The sequence below is a fragment of the Streptomyces cavernicola genome (assembly GCF_029968035.1).
Classification (GTDB): Bacteria; Actinomycetota; Actinomycetes; order Streptomycetales; family Streptomycetaceae; genus Streptomyces; species Streptomyces cavernicola.
Genome location: NZ_JASCIQ010000011.1, coordinates 52747 through 73509 on the forward strand (window position 1 = coordinate 52747; position 20763 = coordinate 73509).

Here is a 20763-nt window from a genome sequence, read left to right on the forward strand (position 1 = left end):
GTCTGCTGCGCCGCCGTGGCTGATCGCGCAGTTCCCCGCGCCCCTAAAGATCAGCCCCTCCCCGCCCCTTCCCGAAAGTCCTGCCGGACAGGCCTCCTCAATCGCCGGAGGGGCTCATTTTGAGCCCCTCCGGCGATTGAGGAGATTCGGGAAGGGGCGGGGAGGGGAAGATTCAGGCGGCTGCCTACGCCCGCCCTCCGGACTGCCGACCCCGCAGCACCCCGCCCAGCAGCACCAGCAGCAACCCCGCCCCCGCCCAAGCGGCCAGCGTCAGCGCGGGGCCGGACGCCGCCGCGGCGTCGAAGAACGAGACCGAGCGCAGCAGCGTCCCGCCCGCGCCCGGCGGCAGCCACTGGCCGATCGCGCCCGCAGGCTCCGGAAGCAGCTGAGGCGCCGAGGCGACACCGGAGAACGGGTTGCCGATCAGGACCACCGTCAGCGCGCCCAGCCCGAGCCCGGCGCGGCCGAGGATCGCCGCAAGCCCGGCCACGGCCGCGCTCGCCGCGAGCGTCGACAGGGCGAGGACGCCGGCTTCCGTCCACCAGTCACCGGTCAGCGCCCCGAGCCAGCTGTGCGTCACGGCCGCTGCCACGATGCCCACCAGCGCGGCCGCGCCCACGAGGGCGACGGCGGCCCGCAGCCCGCGCAGCCCGAGCAGCGTCACCACCGCGCCCGCCGCGACCCCGGCGAGCGCCATCGGCAGCACGCTCGCGCTGAGCGCCGCCCCGCGCGGGTCGCCGGGTGGTGCCGCCACCACGTCCTCGACCTGGACCGGAGCGCCCTTCGGGGCCTGAGCCGTGACCGCCTGCTGCAGCAGCTGCGCGACGACGGGGCTCGCGGCGGAGGCGGTGAGCAGCCGGGGCCCGTGCTCGGTGGCGACGATCGCCCCGTACACGTCCCGGTCCTCGATCGCGGTGCGCGCGGCGGCCTCGTCCTCGTACCGATGCACGTCGAACGCGCCCTCCTCGCGCTGGAGTTGACGCTCGACGCCGGCCGCCGCCGCGGGCGCGCCGGCGACCGCGATCGGCAGGTCGCGGGGCGCCGTGCGGGCGGCGGGCCAGGCGAAGGCCCACAGGGCGAGGGCGACGAGCGTCGGGACGAGCACGAGCACGGCGATCACATGCCGGGACCCCGCGGGCGGCGGGGCCGGTGCGGCCGTGGATGTCGTGCCGGGCGTGGTGGTGGCGGAAGACATGGTGGGCTCCGCTTCTATAGAGAATGATCGTTCGTTTTCCTTCGTGTCGCCACTGTCTCGCCGGGGCCGCGTCTTGTCAAGAATGAATGTTCGTTTTAACTTGGGGGCATGGCTCGCGTATCCCAGGAACACCTAGACGCCCGGCGCCGGCAGATCATCGACGGCGCCATCCGCTGCTTCACGCGCAACGGATTCCACGCCACGTCGATGCAGGACGTGCTGCGCGAGGTCGGGCTCTCCGCGGGGGCCGTCTACCGGTACTTCAGCGGCAAGGAGGAGCTGATCGGCGCGATCGTCGGTGAGGCCTTCGGCACCATAAGGGGCGCCTTCGAGGACGCCGCGAAACAGGACCCGCCGCCGCTGCCGGACAAGCTCCTCGCCCACGTGCTCGACACGGTCCTGAACGGCCGGGTCGGCGGCGGCAGCATCGAGTTCCCGCGCCTCGTCCTCCAGGTGTGGGCGGAGACGCTGCGCAACGAGGGCCTCGCGACGCCCCTTCGGGAGGGCTTCGCGGACATGCGGGTCGCATGGGGCAAGCTGGTCGACGCCTATCGCGAGGCCGGGCTGATGCCGGACGACGTGGACGCCGACGCCGTCGCCCGCACGATGATGGCCCTCGCCCAGGGCTTCATCGCCCAGCAGGCCCTCTTCGGGGACGCGAAGGTCGAGCAGCTGGAGGCCGGCCTCCGGGCGCTGATGCGTATGGAAGTGCCCAAGGTCAGTTAACGCGCAGGAAAAACTTCGGCATTAGCGTGCAATGTCTTCCGGCGGGACGACCAAGCCCAGGTCAACAAGATGTTGAAAGCAACTAGTCTCCGCCTGCGTCCTGGCGGAGGCATGCGCCCCAGCAGCCTCCTCGGCCCGGACGATGCCGGTCCCGCCTGCCCGCACCCAGGCGGACCATGACGGACTGTGAGGTGGCACGCGTGCAACTGACCCCGCACGAGCAGGAGCGACTGCTCATCCATGTGGCCGCGGACGTGGCGGAGAAGCGAAGGGCACGCGGGCTGCGCCTCAACCACCCCGAGGCGGTCGCCCTGATCACCTCGCACGTGCTCGAAGGCGCGCGCGACGGCCGCACCGTCACCGAACTCATGTCCTCCGGGCGGAAGTTGCTCAGCCGCGACGACGTCATGGACGGCATCCCGGAGCTGCTCCACGACGTCCAGGTCGAGGCGAGCTTCCCCGACGGGACGAAGCTCGTCACCGTCCACGAGCCGATCGCCTGACGGGGGAGTCCTGCCGATGCCTCTCGCGCCACCCGCCGAACACGCGTCCTCCGCCGTCTCTCTCCGCCCCCTGGTCCCCGGCGAGATCCTGTACGCCGACGACCCGGTGGTCCTCAACGAGGGCCTGCCCGTCACCCGGCTCACCGTCCTCAACACCGCCGACCGGCCCGTCCAGGTCGGCTCGCACTACCACTTCGCCGAGGCCAACCCGGGCCTGGACTTCGACCGTTCCGCCGCGCGCGGACTGCGTCTGAACATCGCCGCGGGCACCGCCGTCCGCTTCGAACCCGGCATCCCCGTCGACGTCGAACTCGTACCCCTCGCCGGGCTGCGCCGCGTACCCGGGCTGCGCGGGGAGACCGGAGGCACCCTCGATGGCTGAGCTGACCCGCGCCGCGTACGCCGATCTGTTCGGCCCCACGACCGGTGACCGGATCCGGCTCGCCGACACCGATCTGCTGATCGAGATCGAGGAGGACCGCAGCGGCGGGCCCGGACGCTCCGGCGACGAGGCCGTGTTCGGCGGCGGCAAGGTGATCCGCGAGTCCATGGGGCAGTCGTGCGTCACCCGTGCCGAGGGCGCCCCCGACACCGTGATCACCGGGGCCGTCGTCGTCGACCACTGGGGGATCGTCAAGGCCGACATCGGCATCCGGGACGGGCGGATCACCGGCATCGGCAAGGCCGGCAACCCCGACACGATGGACGGGGTGCACCCGGACCTGGTGATCGGGCCGGAGACCGAGGTCATCGCGGGCAACGGCCGGATCGTCACCGCGGGCGCGATCGACGCTCACGTCCACTTCATCTCGCCGACGATCGTCGACACCGCGCTCGCCGGCGGCATCACCACCCTCGTCGGCGGCGGCACCGGACCCGCCGAGGGCAGCAAGGCCACCACCATCACGCCGGGCTCCTGGCATCTGGCCCGGATGTTCGCCGCGCTCGACTCGACGCCGCTCAACATCGGCCTGCTCGGCAAGGGCAACACGATGTCCGGCGACGCCATGCACGCCCAACTCCGCGGCGGCGCACTCGGGTTCAAGATCCACGAGGACTGGGGTGCGACTCCGGCCGTGATCGACGCCTGCCTGAACGTGTGCGAGGCGTCCGGGGCCCAACTCGCCATCCACACGGACACGTTGAACGAGGCCGGGTTCGTCGCCGACACCCTCGCCGCGATCGCCGGGCGCTCCATCCACGCGTACCACACCGAGGGCGCGGGCGGCGGGCACGCGCCGGACATCATCACCGTGGTGTCCGAGCCCAACGTGCTGCCCAGCTCCACCAATCCGACCCGGCCGCACACCGTCAACACCGTCGAGGAGCACCTCGACATGCTGATGGTCTGCCACCACCTCAACCCGGCCGTCCCCGAGGACCTGGCCTTCGCCGAGTCCCGCATCCGGCCGTCCACCATCGCCGCCGAGGACGTCCTGCACGACCTGGGCGCGATCTCCATCATCTCCTCGGACTCGCAGGCCATGGGCCGCATCGGCGAGGTCGTCCTGCGCACCTGGCAGACCGCGCACGTGATGAAGAAGCGCCGCGGCCACCTGCCGGGCGACATCCGCGCGGACAACCGTCGCGTACGCCGTTACGTCGCCAAGTACACGATCAACCCGGCCGTCGCCCAGGGCCTCGACCACGAGATCGGCTCGGTGGAGTCCGGCAAGCTCGCCGACCTCGTCCTCTGGGACCCGGCGTTCTTCGGCGTCAAGCCGCTGCTCGTGCTGAAGGGCGGGCAGATCGCGTACGCGCAGATGGGCGACGCCAACGCGTCCATCCCCACGCCCCAACCGGTCCTGCCGCGGCGGATGTTCGGCGCCCTCGGCTCCGCCCCGGCCGGGAACTCCCTGAACTTCGTCACGCGGTCCGCCCTCGACGACGGGCTGCCCGATCGCCTCGACAGCCTCGGCGTCGGCAAGGGGTTCGCGCCCATCAACAGCACACGCGGGGTGACCAAGGCCGACATGCGGGAGAACGACGCGATGCCGCGGGTGCACGTCGACCCGGACAGCTTCGCCGTCACCGTCGACGGCGAGCTGATCGAGTCCGCGCCCGCCGTGGAACTGCCCATGGCCCAGCGGTACTTCCTCTTCTGAGCGCCGTCGCCATGAGCAGAGCCACACTCCTGGTCCTGGCCGACGGCCGCTTTCCCGCCGGCGGGCACGCGCACTCCGGCGGGGCCGAGGCCGCCGTCGCCGCAGGCCGGATCAAGGACGCCGCCGACCTCGCGGAGTTCTGCCGTGGCCGGCTGCACACCAGCGGCCTGGTCGCGGCCGCCCTCGCCGCGGCGGCCGCGCTCGGCGTCGACCCGCTGCTGCTCGACGAGGCCGCGGACGCCCGCACCCCGTCGGCCGCGCTGCGCACCGCCGCGCGGAAGCTGGGCCGCCAGATGATGCGGGCGGCCCGCGCCACCTGGCCCTCCGCGGAGCTCGACGCGCTGGCCGCCGTACGGCCGAAGGGCGCGCACCAGCCCGTCGTGCTCGGGCTCGCCGCGCGCTCGGCCGGGCTCGGGCCCGAGGACGCGGCGTACGTCGCGGCGTACGAGGCGGTCAGCGGCCCCGCCTCGGCCGTCGTACGGCTCCTGAGCCTCGACCCCTTCGACGCGACCGGCGTCCTGGCGCGGCTCGCCCCCGAGCTCGACCGGGTCGCGGCGGACGCGGGTGCGGCCGCGCGGCGGGTGCCGGACGAGGGGGTCGACGCCCTGCCCGCGTCCTCCGCGCCGCTCCTGGACATCGGCGCGGAGGCCCACGCGGCTTGGGCGGTACGGCTGTTCGCGTCGTAGCGGTTCGATGTTCTCTCCCCACCCCGCCCCTTCCCGAAAACCTGCGGCGCCCCGGGGGCTCCGCCCCCGAACCCCCGCTCCTCAATCGCCGGAGGGGCTGAAAATTCAGCCCCTCCGGCGATTGAGGAGGCCCGTCCGGCAGGACTTTCGGGAAAGGGCGGGGAGGGGAAAGACCACCGTCTGAGCCCAACGCCCGCCGCCCCCTGAACCCCACAACCCTGGAGAACCCCATGCACCTCGACCACTCCGACCCCCACTCCCACTCCCACGACGGCCCCGCCGCAGTAAGCGCTGACGCCGTACGGCCCGACGGGCGACGCCGTGCGCTGCGGATCGGCCTCGGCGGACCCGTCGGCTCCGGGAAGACCGCGACCGTGGCCGCGCTCTGCCGGGCGCTGCGCGACGAGCTGTCCCTCGCCGTCGTCACCAACGACATCTACACGCGCGAGGACGCCGCGTTCCTGCTGCGCGAGGCCGTGCTGCCGCCCGAGCGGATCACCGCCGTCGAGACCGGGGCCTGCCCGCACACCGCCATCCGCGACGACATCTCCGCCAACCTGGAGGCCGTCGAGGACCTGGAGGACGAAGTGGGGCCGCTCGACCTGGTGCTCGTCGAGTCGGGCGGCGACAACCTCACGGCCACGTTCTCCCGCGGCCTGGTCGACGCCCAGCTGTTCGTCATCGACGTGGCGGGCGGTGACGACATCCCCCGCAAGGGCGGCCCGGGGGTGACCACGGCCGACCTGCTCGTCGTCAACAAGACCGACCTCGCCCCGTACGTGGGCTCCGATCTGCAGCGGATGGCACGGGACGCGAAGGAGCAGCGGGCCGAACTCCCCGTCGTCTTCCAGTCGTTGCGGTCCGAGGAGGGCGTGTCCGAGGTCGCCGCCTGGGTGCGGCAGCGGCTCGCCGACTGGACCGCCGCGTGACGGTCGGGGGCGCCCTGGCGGGCGGCGGACTTCGGGCGGCCGCCCGCATCCGGGCCGAGGCGGACGCCCGGGGGATCAGCCGGCTCCCGGTCCTCGACGGTGAGGGGCCGCTCGCCGTACGCCGGATCCGCAGCGCGGGACCGGAGGCGCGCGTCGCCCTCGTCGGCGCGATGAGCGCCCCGTTGGGCGGCGACCGGCTGACCGTGGCGGCCGAGGCGGGCCCGGGTGCGCGGCTCGACGTGACCTCGACGGCCGCCACCATCGCCCTGCCGGGCCAGACGAAGGAGCCCGCCCACTACGACGTACGCCTGAGCGTCGAGGAGGACGCCGAACTGCGCTGGCTGCCGGAACAGCTGATCTCGGCCCACGGCAGCGCCCTGCAGGTGACGACCCGGGCCGAAGTGGCCCCCGGTGCCCGCCTGTTGCTGCGCGAGGAGCAGGTCCTGGGGCGTACGGGCGAGCCCCCGGGCAACCTCACGAGCCGCCTCACGGTCCGCTGCGCGGGCCGACTCCTCCTCGACCAGGAACTGGCCTGCGGCCCCGCCGCGCCGTCCGGCTGGGACGGCCCGGCGGCCCTCGCCGGACACCGCGCGCTCGGCCAACTCGTCGTCGTACGCCCAGAGTTGGCGGAGGCCCCGGCGCGGCCGCAGCTGCTCGGGGAGCTCGCCGCCCTGACCCCACTGGCCGGCCCGGGGCTGCTGGTGACGGCGGTGGCACCGGACGCGCTGCGGCTGCGCCGGGCGCTGGACGAGGCGGTGCGGGTGGTGGGGTAGGCAGTGAGGGTGCCGGGGGGCGTGAGCGGGGCGTGAACTCTCCTGCCGTGGGCGACCGGTGAGCGGAGCAGGGGCCACCGGTTATCGGATCGGTAAAGAACATGTGTCCGACCTGTTGTCAGGTACCCCACAGGCGCAAAGATCCCCCGAAGAACGCGTGACGACCTGAGAACGCGTGACGACGATCTGATCGAAACGATCTGGGGGAGGTATCACTTGAGACGCACCGCAGTGCTCGGCTCGGCCGGCACTCTGATCGCGGGGACTCTCATAGCCGGTGCGATGGCGGCTCCAGCGGCCAGCGCCGACAGCGGCCCGCGCACCGCGTCCGAGGCGCGGGGCGTGGCCATCGCGGCCGCGCGCGCGGCGAAGACGGGGGTCGACTGGAAGGACTGCCCGGCGGACTGGGGGCTCGCGAAGCCCGTCCAGTGCGGCTGGGTCAGCGTCCCGCTCGACTACTCCAAGCCGAACGGCAAGCAGATCAAGCTCGCCGTGGACCGGGCCAAGAGCACCGGCACCGCGGACGAGCGGCAGGGCTCCCTGGTCTACAACCCGGGCGGGCCCGGCGGCTCCGGGATGCGCTTCCCGCTGCGCATCACCAACAAGGCCCCGCTGTGGGAGAAGACCGCCAAGGCGTACGACTTCGTGGGCTTCGACCCGCGCGGCGTCGGCCACTCGGCGCCCATCTCCTGCGTCGACCCGCAGGAGTTCGTGAAGGCCCCGAAGCTCGACCCGGTGCCGGACTCCGAGGCCGACAAGCTCGCGCAGCGCAAGCTCGCCGCCGAGTACGCGGACGGCTGCAAGGAGCGCAGCGGCGAGATGCTGCCGCACATGACCACCCCGAACACCGCGCGCGACCTGGACGTGATCCGCGCCGCGCTCGGCGACCGGAAGCTCAACTTCCTCGGGGTGTCCTACGGCACGTACCTCGGCGCCGTGTACGCCACGCTCTTCCCGGACCACGTGCGGCGCATGCTCGTCGACAGCGTCGTGAACCCCTCGCGGGAGAAGATCTGGTACCAGGCCAACCTGGACCAGGACGTCGCCTTCCAGACCCGCTGGGACGACTGGAAGGAGTGGGTCGCGAAGAACGACGCCACCTTCCACATCGGCGACACCCCCGAGAAGGTCGAGGAGCAGTGGCTGAAGCTGCGCGCCGAGGCCAAGAAGGAGCCCATCGGCGGCGTCGTCGGCCCGGCCGAGCTCATCGGGTTCTTCCAGGGCGCGCCGTACTACGACTCCGCGTGGGTGCCGACCGCCGAGGTGTGGAGCAAGTACCTCGCCGGTGACGAGAAGGCGCTCGTCGAGGCCGCCGGACCGGACCTGTCCGACACCGCGGGCAACATCGCGGCGGAGAACGGCAACGCCGTCTACACCGCCGTGGAGTGCACCGACGCCAAGTGGCCCACGGACTGGGCGACTTGGGACCGCGACAACACGGAGCTCCACAAGGACCACCCGTTCATGACGTGGGCCAACGCGTGGATGAACCTGCCGTGCGCCACCTGGGGCGTGGAGCAGCAGACCCCGGTCGACGTGAAGTCCGGCAAGGGCCTGCCGCCGGTCCTCATCGTGCAGGCCGAGCGGGACGCGGCGACGCCGTACGAGGGCGGGGTCGAGCTGCACAAGCGGCTTGAGGGCTCCCGTCTGATCACCGAGAAGAACGCCGGCTCGCACGGCGTGACCAACCTGGTCAACCCCTGCATCAACGAGCGGGTCGACACCTACCTGCTCTCCGGGAAGACCGACAGCCGCGACGTGACGTGCGAACCGCACGCCACGCCCAAGCCGTAGGCCGGGAAACGCGGTCGAGGGGCGGCCGGAGTCGACTGACTCCGGCCGCCCCTCGGCGTGCCGGCCCCGCTGGGGGCACCTCCGCAACTCCGCTGCTACGACCCGGACTTGTCGTCCTTGGCCGCCGCCCGCCGCTCCTTCTCGGCCGCCTTCTCCGCCTGCTTGGCGGCCTGCTTCTCCGCCTGCTTCTCCGCCTGTTCCTCGGCCTTCACGACGGCCGCGTAGCGGTCCACGTACTCCTGGTCCGAGAGCCCCAGGATCGCGTACATGATCTCGTCCGTGACCGCCCGCAGGACCGCCTTCTCGCCGTCCATGCCCTCGTAGCGGGAGAAGTCGAGGGGCGCTCCGAAACGGATCGTCACCTGCCGGAACCGCGGCAGCTTCTGGCCGGGCGGCTGCGCCTCGAACGTGCCGATCATCGCGCACGGGATCACCGGGACCTGCGCCTTGAGCGCCATCGCGGCGACGCCGACCTTGCCCTTGTAGAGCCGCCCGTCGTGCGAGCGCGTGCCCTCCGGGTAGATGCCGAGCAACTCGCCCTTGCCGAGCACCCCGAGACCCTCGCGGATCGCCGCCTGGCCGGCCTCCTTGCCCGAGCGGTCCACCGGGATCTGGCCCGCGCTGTGGAAGAACGCGGCGGTCAGCCGGCCCTTCACACCGGGGCCCGTGAAGTACTCGGCCTTCGCCAGGAACGTGATCCGCCGCTTGATGATGGCCGGCATCAGGAAGTGGTCGGCGAACGACAGGTGGTTGCCCGCGACGATCGCGGCGCCGTCTTCGGGAATGTGCTCCAGGCCCTCGATCTTCGGTCGGAAGATCAGCCGGAGCAAGGGCCCCAACAGCACATACTTGAGCACGTAATAGAACACGGGGTCCCCTCGTTTTCCCGGGGCCGCTCAGCGGCGGTGTTACTGCAGGTCATCTGTGGTGTGAGGGTGAGAAGTGTATGTGCGGACGCCGCCGGGTGTAACCACTTCCGGCTCTACTGGCGGGTAGGGCGCGGGCGTTGCAGCACTGCGGCCGCGCGGGCGGGTGCCCGGCGCGGCCGCAGCGTGGTGGCACCGTCGTCAGCAGGTGCTGCACTGCTCGGGGAGGGTGTCCCAGAAAGAGGTGTCGGCCCGGTCGACGGAGCCGTCGGCGATCGACCGGATGGTGGCCTCCATGGTGAGGACCGACTGCCGGATCAGGTAGCCGTTGGACTTCTGCCCGAGGACGTACGGCTCGTACTCGTGGTCGCTCATGCCGCGCATCTCGAAGAGGAGCGTGGCGATGCCGTACTCGGCCGCGATGCCGTTGCGGCCGATGGTGTTGGCCGTGCCGCCCGCGTAGCGGCCGATGTGGCCCCAGCCGGTGCTGTCGACGTTCTCGTACACGACGGAGCCGAGCCGCTTGGACCGCTCGACCAGCTCGGGCGAGACGTCCGGCGTCGTCGGGTGCAGGATCGAGCCGGACACCAGGTCCCCGTTCACGCGGGACTGGGTGCCCTGGTGGTGCAGGTCGATCGCGTAGTCGATGTCGTAGGCGCGCAGCACGTTCTGGTGCAGGGCCTTGGTCTCGGGCTGCTCCTTGGCCACGTGATCGCGGTTGAGGTCGACCTCGTTGGCGTTGTAGCGGGTCAGATGGCGTTCGCCCTTGGCGAGGTAGCCGTCGAGCGGGAAGTTCACGTCGCCCATCGCGCCGTCGGCGTTGAACATCGGGATGAACAGGACGTTCACGTCGTCGAGCAGCGCGGCGTTGTGCTTCGAGGCGAGGGACTTGATGGTGTGCAGCATGGCCTCGGTGGTCAGCTGCTCGTTGCCGTGCTGCTGCGCCAGGTACAGGATCGTCGGGTTGTCCGGATCGCTCATGTACTTGGCCAGGTGGATGTCGCGGCCCTTGACGGTCTGCCCGATGACCTCGAGCTCCATGGCGTCCTGCTTGGCGTCCTGGTCCTTCAGGAAGCCGGCCACGTCGTCGTACGTGGACAGGATCGAGGTGTTGACCGTCTCGTTGCCCTGGTAGTCGGGGCCTTCCCCGACCGCGGCGGCGTTGCCCGCGAACAGCGTCCCGGTCAGCAGCAGCGCGCCGGTGAGGGCCGCGGTGGTCCTGCGGGCGGAGCGAGGAAAGCCACTGGATCTGCGCATGTGTGTTCGTCCCTGGTGTCTCGGGCGGGGGGCGGCCAGTGGGGGGCAGCGGAGCGGCGAGCTTAATGATCAACATGAAAGCCCGTCAATGCCCTTGTATGTCGACGAAGTTGCCGCAGAGGGCGGCGAGTTGCAGGAAAAATCCCGAAAGTACGTGGTCGCTGCAGGTAGAACGGCTGCCGCGGCCCGGACCGGGGGCGCGACAGGAGCAAGACCCCGTTCACAGATGACGGGCGGCTGCTTAGAGTGGCGCTCGCCACCCCTCGGACGTGCATGACGACACCTGAGGAGCAGTCAATTGTCCGCTCGAAGATGGATTGCCACGCTGGCGAGCACGGCCCTGATCGCGGGTCTCTCCACCGCGGCCGCCCACGCCGGCGACGGCGCGATCCCGCCCTGGGCCCACTGCGGCACCGAGGCCTCCGGATCCGGCAGCGAAGGCTTCGTCGACCATGCCCAACTCACCTCCGCCCTCAAGCAGTTGGAGGCAAGCACCGGCGGCCTCGTGGACGTGGAGGTGGCCGGCTACTCGCAGCAGGGGCGCGCCATCCACACCGCGCGCGTCGGCGAGGGTGACAAGGTCGTCTACGTGCAGACGCAGATCCACGGCAACGAGATGCACGGCACCGAGGCGGCCCTGGAGCTGCTCAAGCGGTGGGGCTCCGACAGCCCGGCCGCCCAGGAGCTGCGGAAGAACGTCACCGTGGTGGTCGTCCCCCGCCTCAACGCCGACGGGGGCGAACTCGACCGGCGGCAGAACGACATGAGCTGGGGCGAGGTCGTCGCCGACTTCCCGCAGCTCGCGGACGCGTCCCCGGCGTGGAACTACAACGCCCGCGTCGGCGGCTTCGACGTCAACCGCGACTTCAACCCCAACCTGGACTACGTGCCGGCCGCCGCGGACTTCCCGGGCAGCAGCGCCGACACCGGCTGGTACATCACGCCCGAGGCGCAGACCTCACGCGACGTCTACCGGTCCCTGGAGCGGGAGTTCGGCACCGTCGACTTCTTCGTCGACCTGCACAACCAGTGGTCCTGCTACGCGACCGACGACATGGAGAGCATGTCCCCGCTGTCGATCTCCGCGAAGTTCATCGACGACCCGGCCGCGTTCGGCGACTGGCCCAAGTTCGACATGGTGGCCTCCAAGCGCGCCAACGTCGCCGTCTACCAGGCGCTCCAGGAGCAGGGTGACTCCTCCTTCGGCGACCTGACCCTCTACCCGCAGTCCACCAACCTGCCGGGCACCGCGCTCGGTTCGTACCAGTTGCGGGGTTCTGCAGCGATTCTCTTCGAGACGTCCTCGCAGACCCAGTACGACGGCATGAAGCGCAACGGCATGCTCACGCAGATGGTCGAGACCGGCCTCGGCGGCCTGGTCGACGCGGTCGCGGACGGCTCGGTGGACTCCCTCGACGCGGGTGTCTACGACTCCATCCCGGAGCGGGTCACGCTGCCTTCCGACGGGCCGGGGGTCTGACAGACCCGGCACCGGACCAAAGGCGGACCTGGCACCGGACCTCAGGGGTACCTCCGAGGTAGCACTGGCTCGACGCCGGTCTCGGGGTACCCCTGAGGCAACCCTGAATGTCCCTCATCCTTCCCTGACAACTGCCAGAAATCTTTGACCTGTTCACCGGGCGACTGCACCGTGGTGTGAGGCGGGCCGCCGAGCGGCAACTCGACGGCCCGTGCACGACCGAGCCGACTCGCGCGGTCATCAGCCACGACCCGCGCGGGCCTTTCCCCCTGCGTAGAAAGCGGGTTCGTCATGCCCAGTCCTGCACCGTCCACTGTAGTCGCGGCCTCCAGCAGCTACGCCGTCGCGATCGCCGACACCGACGATCAGATCCGCGCCGCCCAGCGCCTGCGCCACCAGGTCTTCGCGCGCGAGATGGGCGCCCGCCTGCACACCCCGCTGCCGGGGCACGACGTGGACGACTTCGACGCCGTGGCGGACCACCTCGTCGTCACCGACACCGGCACCGGCGACGTCGTCGGGACGTACCGCCTGATCCCGCCCGGCCGTACCCGACGCCTGTACTCCGACGGCGAGTTCGACCTCACCGACCTGGCCGGCATCCGCTCCCAGCTGGTCGAGACGGGTCGCTCCTGCGTCCACCCCGACCACCGCAACGGCGCGGTCATCAACCTTCTCTGGGCGGCCCTCGCCCGCTATCTGCTGCTCTCCGGGCATCAGTACCTCGGCGGCTGCGCCTCCGTCCCCCTCGCCGACGGCGGGCGGGCCGCGAGCAGTGCCTGGCTCCTCGGCAACGGCAAGCACGCCTCACCGCCCGAGCTCCGCGTCCACCCGCACCGCCCCTGGCACCCCTCGGGCCCGATCGACGGTCCGGCACGCCCCGCCGACCTGCCGCCGCTGCTCCGCGGCTATCTGCGGCTCGGCGCGTGGATGTGCGGCGCGCCCGCCCACGACCCGGAGTTCGACGTCGCGGACTTCTACGTCCTGCTGCCGATGGACCGCATCAACGACCGCTATCGCCGGTACTTCCTGGGGGAGGAGCAGTGAACGGACCGGTCGCAGCGACCGCCTCCACCCCCGTCACCCCGCCCGGCGCCTCCCTTGCCCGGCCCGGCGCCTCCCTCGCGCCGCCCCTGCCGCAGAGCCCCTGGTTCCCGGTCTCGCCCTGCACGCCCCGCTGCGCCCGCCCGGCCGCCCCGCCCGTGTCCCCGCTGCACACGGCCCGGCGGTACGCGGCGTTCGGGCAGGTCGTCGCGGGCGCCCTCGCCTCGCCGTCCGCGACCCGCGACGGCCTGGCGGTACGCGAGCGGGCCCGCGCCCTCCTCGCCGCACTCGGCGTGCGCCTGGACGTGGGCGACACCCCGCTCGCCGTCCCCGGCACCGGCGCCCTCGTGGTGGCCGACCACATCTCCTGGCTCGACATCGTGGCCCTCCTCGCCTGCGAGCCGGTCACGCTCGTCGCCAAGCGCGAGGTGGGCCGCTGGCCGGTGGTCGGCCCGCTCGCCCGCCGCGTCGACACCTGCTTCATCGACCGCGGCTCCCTGCGCGCCCTGCCCCGAGCGGTCGATCGCGTACGGGAGTCCCTCGCCGCGGGCCGCACCGTCGCGGTCTTCCCACAGGGCACCACGTGGTGCTCGGCCGCGGGCGGGGGCTTCCGGAGGGCCATGTTCCAGGCCGCGATCGACGCGCGCGTGCCCGTCCGCCCGGCCACCCTGAGCTATCTGCAGCACGGCAGGCCGAGCACGGTCGCCGGGTTCCTCGGCGACGAGGGCTTCGTGCCGTCCCTGCACCGGGTGGCGCAGGCGGACGGGCTCGCCGTGCGCGTCCGCGCCCACCCGCCCCTGCCCGCAGGGCCCGGCACCGGCGCGGGCGAAGACCGGCGGACGCTCGCCGCGGCCGCGCAGGAGTCGGTGTTCCGGGACCAGCCGAGGCGCCATGGCTGACTGGCTCGACCCCTATGTGGCGTTTCTGCAGGGCCTGTTGGACTCGCCCTGGCTCTGGCTCGTCATCTTCGGCACAGCGGCTCTGGACGCCCTCCTGCCGTTCATGCCCAGCGAGACCACCGTCGTCGCCGCCGCCGTCCTGATCGGCGCGGACCCGGGCCGCCTCGCCCTGCTCACGCTCCTCGCCACGGCGGGCGCGGTCGCGGGCGACCTCGGCGGGTACGGGGTGGGGCGCAGGGCGGGCCGCCGCCTGACCCGTCTGCTGCTGCGCGGCGAGAAGGGCGAGCGCCGCCTCGCCGCCGCGCACTCCCTGGTCGCGCGGCACGGCGCGCTCCTGATCGTGGCCGGACGGTACGCCCCCGGCGGGCGGGTGGTCACCGGCCTCAGCACGGGAGGCGCCCGCTATCCCGTGCACCGCTTCCTCCTGTTCGACGCGCTCGGCGCGAGCCTCTGGGCCGTCCTCAGCGTGGCCGTCGGCGCCCTCGGCGGCACGGCCTTCGCCGACCGTCCCGTGTACGGGCTGCTGCTGTCCTTCGGCACGGTCGCCGTGCTGACGCTCGTGGGGGAGTGCGTCCGCAGGCGGGGCCGCCGGAGACGGGCATTGCGCAACCCGACTGATGAGTCAGTCATCATCACAACACCACCGGATCGCCCTCTGAAAGCCCAGTAAGAGCCTGCCAAGTAGTGGAGCCGCGGCGAAGAAGTCTGGTCGAACTTGTTGCGGTTATCTCAACACACGGGTACGGTCGTCGACCATGCAGAAGGAAGCGGGAATCCACAGGGGCGACAGCGCGGCGGAGCGCGTCGGCGACACGGGCGGAGAAGTCGCCGACCGGGTCCGCCAGGTCATCGCGGCCGTCGGCGTCAGCCAGCGCGAGTTCGCACGCCGCATCGTCATGGACCCGTCCAAGCTGTCCCGCTCCCTGAGCGGAGCCCGCCGCTTCACCGTCGCCGAGCTGGCCCGCGTCGCGGACACCGGCGATGTCGACGCGGCGTGGCTGCTCGGCTCCGGCGCCCAGGCCGACCCGGTCCCCACGGGCCGGCCCGCGACGCGGACGCGCCGTACGGCCGGGGCGGCGCCCGCGGACGGCGGGCGGCCGCTGCAGATCGTGCGCGAGACGGTCCGGCTCATCGCCGAGCGTGGCTTCCACGCGGTCCGCGTCGCCGACATCGCCGAGGCCTGCGCCACCAGCACCGCCGGCATCCACTACCACTTCCCGGGCCGGGACGACCTGCTCGAAGCGGCCGTCCGCTGGTGCATGGACGAGGACACCGCCCGCCGCGCCGCACACATCGCGGAAGCGGCCGATGTGGCGGGCGAGCTGCGGCAGTTGATCGAGCTGCAGACCCCGTACACCCGCCAGCAGCGCCGCCAGTGGAGCGTCTGGCTCGACCTGTGGGCGGAGGCCGCCCGCTCCACCGTGGTCGGCCGGCTGCACGTCGAGTACTACCGGCAGTGGCGCGAGACCGTCGCCGACGTCATCCGGCGCGGCGTCGCCCAGGGCGCCTTCCGCCCCGTGGATCCCGAGATCGCCGCGCTCACCCTGACCGCCCTGATCGACGGCCTCGCCTCCCAGGTCCTCGCCACCACCCCGGGCGAACCCGGCACCAGCGCGGACGACATGCAGCGCGCCCTGCTCGCCCACGTGGACACGGCACTGATCGCCCGCTGATCGCCGACTCGCCGACCGAGCGGCGCCGCCCTCCGCGTACCGCCTCCGGCGCGCGGCCGAAGCAGCCGCACGCACAAGCCTCGTAACACACCGTCATATCCCCTGTAAGGAAAAGGAGTTCGGCATGCCCATGAACCAGGACGTCATCATCACCGCGGCCCTCACCGGCGCCGGCGACACCGTCCGCAAGAGCCCGCACGTGCCCGTCACGCCCGAGCAGATCGCCAAGTCCGCCGTCGAGGCCGCCGAGGCCGGCGCCGCCGCCGTGCACATCCACGTACGCGACCCCGAGACCGGCGCCCCCTCGCGCGACCCGAAGCTGTACCGCGAGACGGTCGAGCGGATCAAGGAGACCGGCACCGACGTCATCATCAACCTCACCGCCGGCATGGGCGGCGACCTCGTCGTCGATCCCGTCCAGCCCCTCGACAAGCTCGGCGAGCTGCCCGGCACCGACCTCGTCGGCGGCCTCGACCGGCTCCCGCACGTCGACGAGCTGCTCCCCGACATCTGCACCCTCGACTGCGGCTCCCTGAACTTCGGCGACAACCTCTACGTCTCCACCCCGGAGATGCTCCGCCAGGGCGCCAAGCGCATCCAGGAGCTCGGCGTACGGCCCGAGTTGGAGATCTTCGACACCGGTCACCTGTGGTTCGCCAAGCAGCTCCGCGAAGAGGGCCTGCTCGACGACCCGACCGTCTTCCAGCTGTGCATGGGCATCCCGTGGGGCGCGCCCGCCGACCCGGGCGTCCTGCAGTCCATGGTCAACATGCTGCCGGAGAACGCCCAGTGGGCCAGCTTCGCCATCGGCCGCATGCAGATGCCGTGGGTCGCCCAGTCCATCCTGCTCGGCGGGCACGTCCGCGTCGGCCTGGAGGACAACCTCTACCTGGGCAAGGGCAACAAGGCCACCAACGCCCAACTCGTCGAGCGCGCCGTGCAGATCACCGAGTCCATCGGCGCCCGCGTCGTCTCCCCGGACGAGGCCCGCGTCAAGCTCGGCCTCAAGCCCCGCGCCTGACCGGCCTGACCCCCGTACCGCCGAAAAGCCCGCACACCCCCGCTGAGGACCCCTCATGACTGCTGTCACCACCCCCGCCGCCCCCTGCGCCCCCGAGGACGTCACCCGCGTCGCCTGCATCGGCGCCGGCGTGATCGGCGGCGGCTGGGTCGCCCACTTCCTGGCCCGCGGCTACGACGTCACCGCCTGGGACCCGGCCCCCGACGCCGAGCTCAAGCTGCGCCGCCTCGTCGACGCCGCCTGGCCCGCGCTCACCCAGCTCGGCCTCGCCGACGGCGCGTCCCGTGACCGGCTCACCGTCGCCGCCACCCTCGAAGAGGCCGTCGCCGACGCCCAGTTCGTGCAGGAGAGCGCCCCCGAGAAGCTGGAGCTCAAGCGCGACCTGCTCGCCCAGCTCGACGCCGCCGCCCCCGCCGGCACCGTCATCGCCTCGTCGACCTCCGGCTACCCGATGACCGACATGCAGACCACCGCCGCCGACCCGGGCCGCCTGGTCGTCGGCCACCCGTTCAACCCGCCGTACCTCATCCCGCTCGTCGAGGTCGTCGGCGGCGAGCAGACCGCCGAGCACGTCGTGACCTGGGCCTCCCGCTTCTACGACGTGGCCGGCAAGTCCGTGATCACCATGAAGAGCGAGGTGCCCGGCTTCATCGCCAACCGCCTCCAGGAGGCCCTCTGGCGCGAGGCCCTGCACATGGTCGCCAACGGCGAGGCCACCGTGCAGGAGATCGACGACTCCATCACCGAGGGCCCCGGCCTGCGTTGGGCGTTCATGGGCCCGATGCTGACCTTCGCGCTCGCGGGCGGCGAGGGTGGAATGGCTCACATGCTGGACCACTTCGGACCCTCCCTGAAGTCCCCGTGGACCCGACTTGAGGCCCCTGAGCTGGACAAGAAGCTGTACGACGCCGTCGTCGAGGGTTGCGACGAGGAGGCCGCAGGACGCACCATCGCGGACCTGGTGGCCGAACGCGACCAGGGCGTCATCGACGTCCTGCGCGCGACCGGCCGCCTGCCGCAGCAGCGCGCCCAGAGCGCCGATCAGCACCAGGAGATCGCATGACCACTACGACCGAGCAGACCCTGCCCCTGCTGCACCGCACGGTCAGGCCGGAGTGGATCGACTACAACGGCCACATGAGCGAGGCGTTCTACGTCCTCGTCTTCGGCCACGCCACCGACGCGATGATGATCGAGGCAGGCCTGCACTCCGCGTACCGCGAGTCCAGCGGCTGTTCCCTCTACACGGTCGAGTCGCACATCCGGTACCTCAACGACGTCCCGGAGGGGGCCCACCTCGCGGTGCGCACCCGGATCCTCGGCGCCGCGGCGAAGAAGGCGCACTTCGTGCACGAGCTCTTCGTCGTGGCCGAGGCCGAGGGCGCCGTCCCGGACGACGCCGAGCCGGTGGCCACCACCGAGCTGCTCGCCCTGCACGTCGACCAGGCGGCCGGCCGCACCACGCCGTTCCCTGACGACATCCAGGGCCGGCTCACCTCCCTCGTCGTGGAGGCCCCGGACTGGGCGGGACGGGCGATTCGCCCCGTCGCCTAGGCCGTCTCCTTCGGATCTTGCCGGGGGCGCGGGGTCTGGCACGCACATCTGCGGCGTTGTCGTCGGTTGCCAACTCCCCCAAGCTCTCGGCTTCGCTCGAGCAGGGGGGACCCCCATCGCGTTGACGCCCTCCTCCGCCTTGCAGCTGCACGCGCCCCCAAGCTCTCGGCTTCGCTCGAGCAGGGAGGTACCCCCATGACCCCGCTCAACTCGACCGATTCGAGCCGCCGACCAGATCCGGCCTGATCCGAAGGAAACGGCCTAGCGGACGGCAGGCAGCGAGGCCCGTACGGGCGTACGGCGGCAAGGCACTGGAGTGGTGCCTTGCCGCCGTACTGCGTGGTGGGTGCACTGGGCCGCGGTCCGCTCACCCACAAGGCCCGGAGGCCCGATGCGTCCCACCGTCCCCGATGTCCGCACCGCTGCCCCCATCGCTCTCGCCGCCGCGGCAGCCCTGCTCGTCGCCCTCGCGCCGAGCGCACTCGCCGCCCCACGGGGTCCGTCCGAGCCCCGCCCGGGGGGACTCTTCCTCAGCGTCTCGGGTGCCGAGAACACCTGGATCCGAGGCGTGAAGCTGCACTGCCGGCCGAAGCCCGAGGGCACACACCCCCAGGCGAAGGCGGCCTGCGCCGCCCTCGACCAAGCCCACGGCGAATTCGACGAACTGGCCGGGGCGCCAAGGGCCTGCAGCGCCGAGCACGACCCGGTGACCGTCAGCGCCACGGGCACGCACCGGGGCCGGATCACCGCGTGGCACAAGACATTCGCCAACAGCTGCGAGATGCACGCCGCGACCGACCCCGTCTTCGACTTCTGAGCACAGCTTCCGAGCCCGGCTTCCGAGCACAGTTTCCGAGCCCGGCTACCGAGCGCAGCGCACCCCTCAGGGCTCTGGCTTGGACAGCGCCACCGCCGCCGTGATCAGCCCGAGCACGATCCAGCCGAACCACAACCAGCCGTTGCTGCCGAGGGCAACCGTGTAGCCCGTCACCGCGACGAGCGCGGCGACCGTGGCCACCCCCAGCGTCTTCGTCGCATTGGGCTTCGTGGAACCGGGCATCGCAACACCCTCCTCACGGCGGGCGGACACCCGACCGGTGCCGGCCCGCGACCAACCTCCATGGTCCCCCGCAGAGGTGGGGTTCCGCCAGCGTCCGTGACAGAAGGCCCCCGGAACAGCGCGTTCCGGGGGCCTTCCGCATGACGCAGGGAGAGGTGGCAGGGGGCGGGCTACTGGCCGCGTGCGTGCAGCGAGGCCAGATACGCGTTGTACGCCTCCAGCTCCTTGTCGCCGTCCCGGTCCGCCGCGCGGTCCTTGCGCCGGGCCTCGCGCTCCTCCGACTTGCGCCACTGGAAGAGCAGCGCCACCAGGACCACCACGGACGGGATCTCACTGAACGCCCAGGCGATGCCGCCGGCCGCCTCCTGGTCGGCCAGGGCGTCGATGCCGAGCGAGGCGGGCGGGTTCATGTACGTGCCGATCATCGGCTGCGTCGCCATCATCAGGGCGATGCCGAAGAACGCGTGGAACGGCATGCCCGCGAACAGCTCCAGCATCCGCATCACATAGCCGGGCCGGTGCGGCCCCGGGTCGACGCCCATGATCGGCCAGAAGAACACCAGGCCCACCGCGAGGAAGTGCACCATCATCGCGATGTGCCCCGGCGTGGACCCCATCAGGAAGTCGAAGAGCGGCGTGAAGTACAGCGCGTACAGGCTCGCGATGAACAGCGGGATGGTGAACGCCGGGTGCGTGATCACCTTCATGTACCGGCTGTGCAGCAGCATCAGGAGCAGCTCGCGCGGCCCCTTCCGCCCCCGTCCCGCGACCGGGAGCGCCCGCAGCGCGAGCGTGATCGGCGCACCCAGGAGCAGCAGGATCGGCGACAGCATGCTGATCACCATGTGCTGCACCATGTGCACGCTGAACATGACCATGCCGTACTCGTTCAGCTTGGTGCACATCACCAGGGCGACCGTCAGCACACCGATCGCGAACGAGATCGCGCGGCCCACCGGCCAGGAGTCGCCGCGGCGCCGCAGCCGCACCATCGCCCACCCGTACAGGCCGAGCGCCAGCAGGCACCCCACCAGGAAGAACGGGTCGGAAGAGAACTGAAGGGCTCGGCCCAGCGTGAACGGCGGCAGATCCATCGTCATGCCGTGCCCGCTGTGATCCATCCGCTGCTCCTGATTCGTGCCGGTTGTCCGAACCAGAGTAGAACCGCCCCCGGCCGGGGGATCGGCCGGGGGCGGTC

General features: G+C 71.8%; 22 protein-coding genes. 17 read left to right on the forward strand and 5 right to left on the reverse strand.

Going from position 1 to position 20763, the window contains the following annotated elements; genetic code table 11:
• Positions 1–184: 184 nt before the first annotated feature.
• On the reverse strand, positions 185–1195 hold the full coding sequence (locus QIS96_RS12530) for an ABC transporter permease (RefSeq protein WP_282542589.1): 1011 nt from the start codon (positions 1193–1195) through the stop codon (positions 185–187).
• Between the two features lie 108 nt (positions 1196–1303).
• Between QIS96_RS12530 and QIS96_RS12535 the strand changes: the two genes are divergently transcribed.
• From QIS96_RS12535 to QIS96_RS12570, 8 genes are all read left to right on the forward strand, one after another.
• Complete coding sequence (locus QIS96_RS12535; protein WP_282542590.1) at positions 1304–1921, forward strand: TetR/AcrR family transcriptional regulator; 618 nt, start codon at positions 1304–1306, stop codon at positions 1919–1921.
• A gap of 200 nt (positions 1922–2121) precedes the next feature.
• Positions 2122–2424 (forward strand): urease subunit gamma, encoded by a 303-nt coding sequence (locus QIS96_RS12540; protein ID WP_282542591.1) that lies wholly within the window; start codon positions 2122–2124, stop codon positions 2422–2424.
• A 70-nt stretch (positions 2425–2494) separates the two neighbouring features.
• Complete coding sequence (locus QIS96_RS12545) at positions 2495–2806, forward strand: urease subunit beta (RefSeq protein WP_282542714.1); 312 nt, start codon at positions 2495–2497, stop codon at positions 2804–2806.
• Positions 2799–4529 carry an urease subunit alpha gene (locus tag QIS96_RS12550; RefSeq protein ID WP_282542592.1) on the forward strand — a complete coding sequence of 577 codons (1731 nt, stop codon included), beginning with the start codon at positions 2799–2801 and terminating at the stop codon, positions 4527–4529. The genes QIS96_RS12545 and QIS96_RS12550 overlap by 8 nt, the downstream gene beginning before the upstream one ends.
• 11 nt (positions 4530–4540) lie before the next feature.
• Positions 4541–5215 carry an urease accessory protein UreF gene (locus tag QIS96_RS12555; protein ID WP_282542593.1) on the forward strand — a complete coding sequence of 225 codons (675 nt, stop codon included), beginning with the start codon at positions 4541–4543 and terminating at the stop codon, positions 5213–5215.
• Positions 5216–5445: 230 nt separating this feature from the next.
• Positions 5446–6144: an urease accessory protein UreG gene (ureG, locus tag QIS96_RS12560; RefSeq protein WP_282542594.1), complete on the forward strand. Its 699-nt coding sequence runs from the start codon at positions 5446–5448 to the stop codon at positions 6142–6144.
• Positions 6141–6917 (forward strand): urease accessory protein UreD, encoded by a 777-nt coding sequence (locus QIS96_RS12565; RefSeq protein ID WP_408907170.1) that lies wholly within the window; start codon positions 6141–6143, stop codon positions 6915–6917. The genes ureG and QIS96_RS12565 overlap by 4 nt, the downstream gene beginning before the upstream one ends.
• 216 nt (positions 6918–7133) lie before the next feature.
• A complete protein-coding gene (locus QIS96_RS12570) occupies positions 7134–8711 on the forward strand; it encodes an alpha/beta hydrolase (RefSeq protein WP_282542595.1) in 1578 nt (525 codons plus the stop codon).
• A gap of 95 nt (positions 8712–8806) precedes the next feature.
• Here the strand turns inward: QIS96_RS12570 and QIS96_RS12575 are convergent, their stop codons facing one another.
• Both QIS96_RS12575 and QIS96_RS12580 read right to left on the reverse strand, forming a co-directional pair.
• Positions 8807–9580, reverse strand: coding sequence for a lysophospholipid acyltransferase family protein (locus QIS96_RS12575; protein WP_282542596.1), 774 nt, complete (start codon positions 9578–9580; stop codon positions 8807–8809).
• Positions 9581–9778: 198 nt separating this feature from the next.
• Complete coding sequence (locus tag QIS96_RS12580) at positions 9779–10834, reverse strand: M14 family zinc carboxypeptidase (protein WP_282542597.1); 1056 nt, start codon at positions 10832–10834, stop codon at positions 9779–9781.
• Between the two features lie 298 nt (positions 10835–11132).
• Between QIS96_RS12580 and QIS96_RS12585 the strand changes: the two genes are divergently transcribed.
• From QIS96_RS12585 to QIS96_RS12625, 9 genes are all read left to right on the forward strand, one after another.
• Positions 11133–12314, forward strand: coding sequence for a M14 family zinc carboxypeptidase (locus tag QIS96_RS12585; RefSeq protein WP_282542598.1), 1182 nt, complete (start codon positions 11133–11135; stop codon positions 12312–12314).
• Between the two features lie 291 nt (positions 12315–12605).
• Complete coding sequence (locus QIS96_RS12590) at positions 12606–13361, forward strand: GNAT family N-acetyltransferase (RefSeq protein WP_282542599.1); 756 nt, start codon at positions 12606–12608, stop codon at positions 13359–13361.
• Positions 13358–14257 carry a lysophospholipid acyltransferase family protein gene (locus tag QIS96_RS12595; protein WP_282542600.1) on the forward strand — a complete coding sequence of 300 codons (900 nt, stop codon included), beginning with the start codon at positions 13358–13360 and terminating at the stop codon, positions 14255–14257. The genes QIS96_RS12590 and QIS96_RS12595 overlap by 4 nt, the downstream gene beginning before the upstream one ends.
• Positions 14250–14927 carry a DedA family protein gene (locus tag QIS96_RS12600; RefSeq protein WP_282542601.1) on the forward strand — a complete coding sequence of 226 codons (678 nt, stop codon included), beginning with the start codon at positions 14250–14252 and terminating at the stop codon, positions 14925–14927. Before QIS96_RS12595 ends, QIS96_RS12600 begins: the two co-directional genes overlap by 8 nt.
• An 85-nt stretch (positions 14928–15012) precedes the next feature.
• Entirely contained in the window at positions 15013–15930 is a 918-nt protein-coding gene (locus tag QIS96_RS12605; protein WP_282542602.1) for a TetR/AcrR family transcriptional regulator, read from the forward strand.
• Positions 15931–16054: 124 nt separating this feature from the next.
• Positions 16055–16951: a BKACE family enzyme gene (locus tag QIS96_RS12610; protein WP_282542603.1), complete on the forward strand. Its 897-nt coding sequence runs from the start codon at positions 16055–16057 to the stop codon at positions 16949–16951.
• 55 nt (positions 16952–17006) lie between these two features.
• Positions 17007–18014: a 3-hydroxyacyl-CoA dehydrogenase NAD-binding domain-containing protein gene (locus tag QIS96_RS12615; protein WP_282542604.1), complete on the forward strand. Its 1008-nt coding sequence runs from the start codon at positions 17007–17009 to the stop codon at positions 18012–18014.
• Positions 18011–18505, forward strand: coding sequence for a thioesterase family protein (locus QIS96_RS12620; RefSeq protein WP_282542605.1), 495 nt, complete (start codon positions 18011–18013; stop codon positions 18503–18505). The genes QIS96_RS12615 and QIS96_RS12620 overlap by 4 nt, the downstream gene beginning before the upstream one ends.
• 391 nt (positions 18506–18896) lie before the next feature.
• Positions 18897–19322, forward strand: a complete 426-nt coding sequence (locus tag QIS96_RS12625) for an SSI family serine proteinase inhibitor (protein WP_282542606.1) — start codon at positions 18897–18899, stop codon at positions 19320–19322.
• Positions 19323–19388: 66 nt separating this feature from the next.
• Here QIS96_RS12625 and QIS96_RS12630 read toward each other — a convergent pair whose 3' ends face one another.
• Positions 19389–19565 (reverse strand): hypothetical protein, encoded by a 177-nt coding sequence (locus QIS96_RS12630; RefSeq protein ID WP_282542607.1) that lies wholly within the window; start codon positions 19563–19565, stop codon positions 19389–19391.
• 170 nt (positions 19566–19735) lie between these two features.
• Complete coding sequence (locus QIS96_RS12635) at positions 19736–20686, reverse strand: cytochrome c oxidase assembly protein (protein ID WP_282542608.1); 951 nt, start codon at positions 20684–20686, stop codon at positions 19736–19738.
• Positions 20687–20763 lie beyond the last annotated feature (77 nt).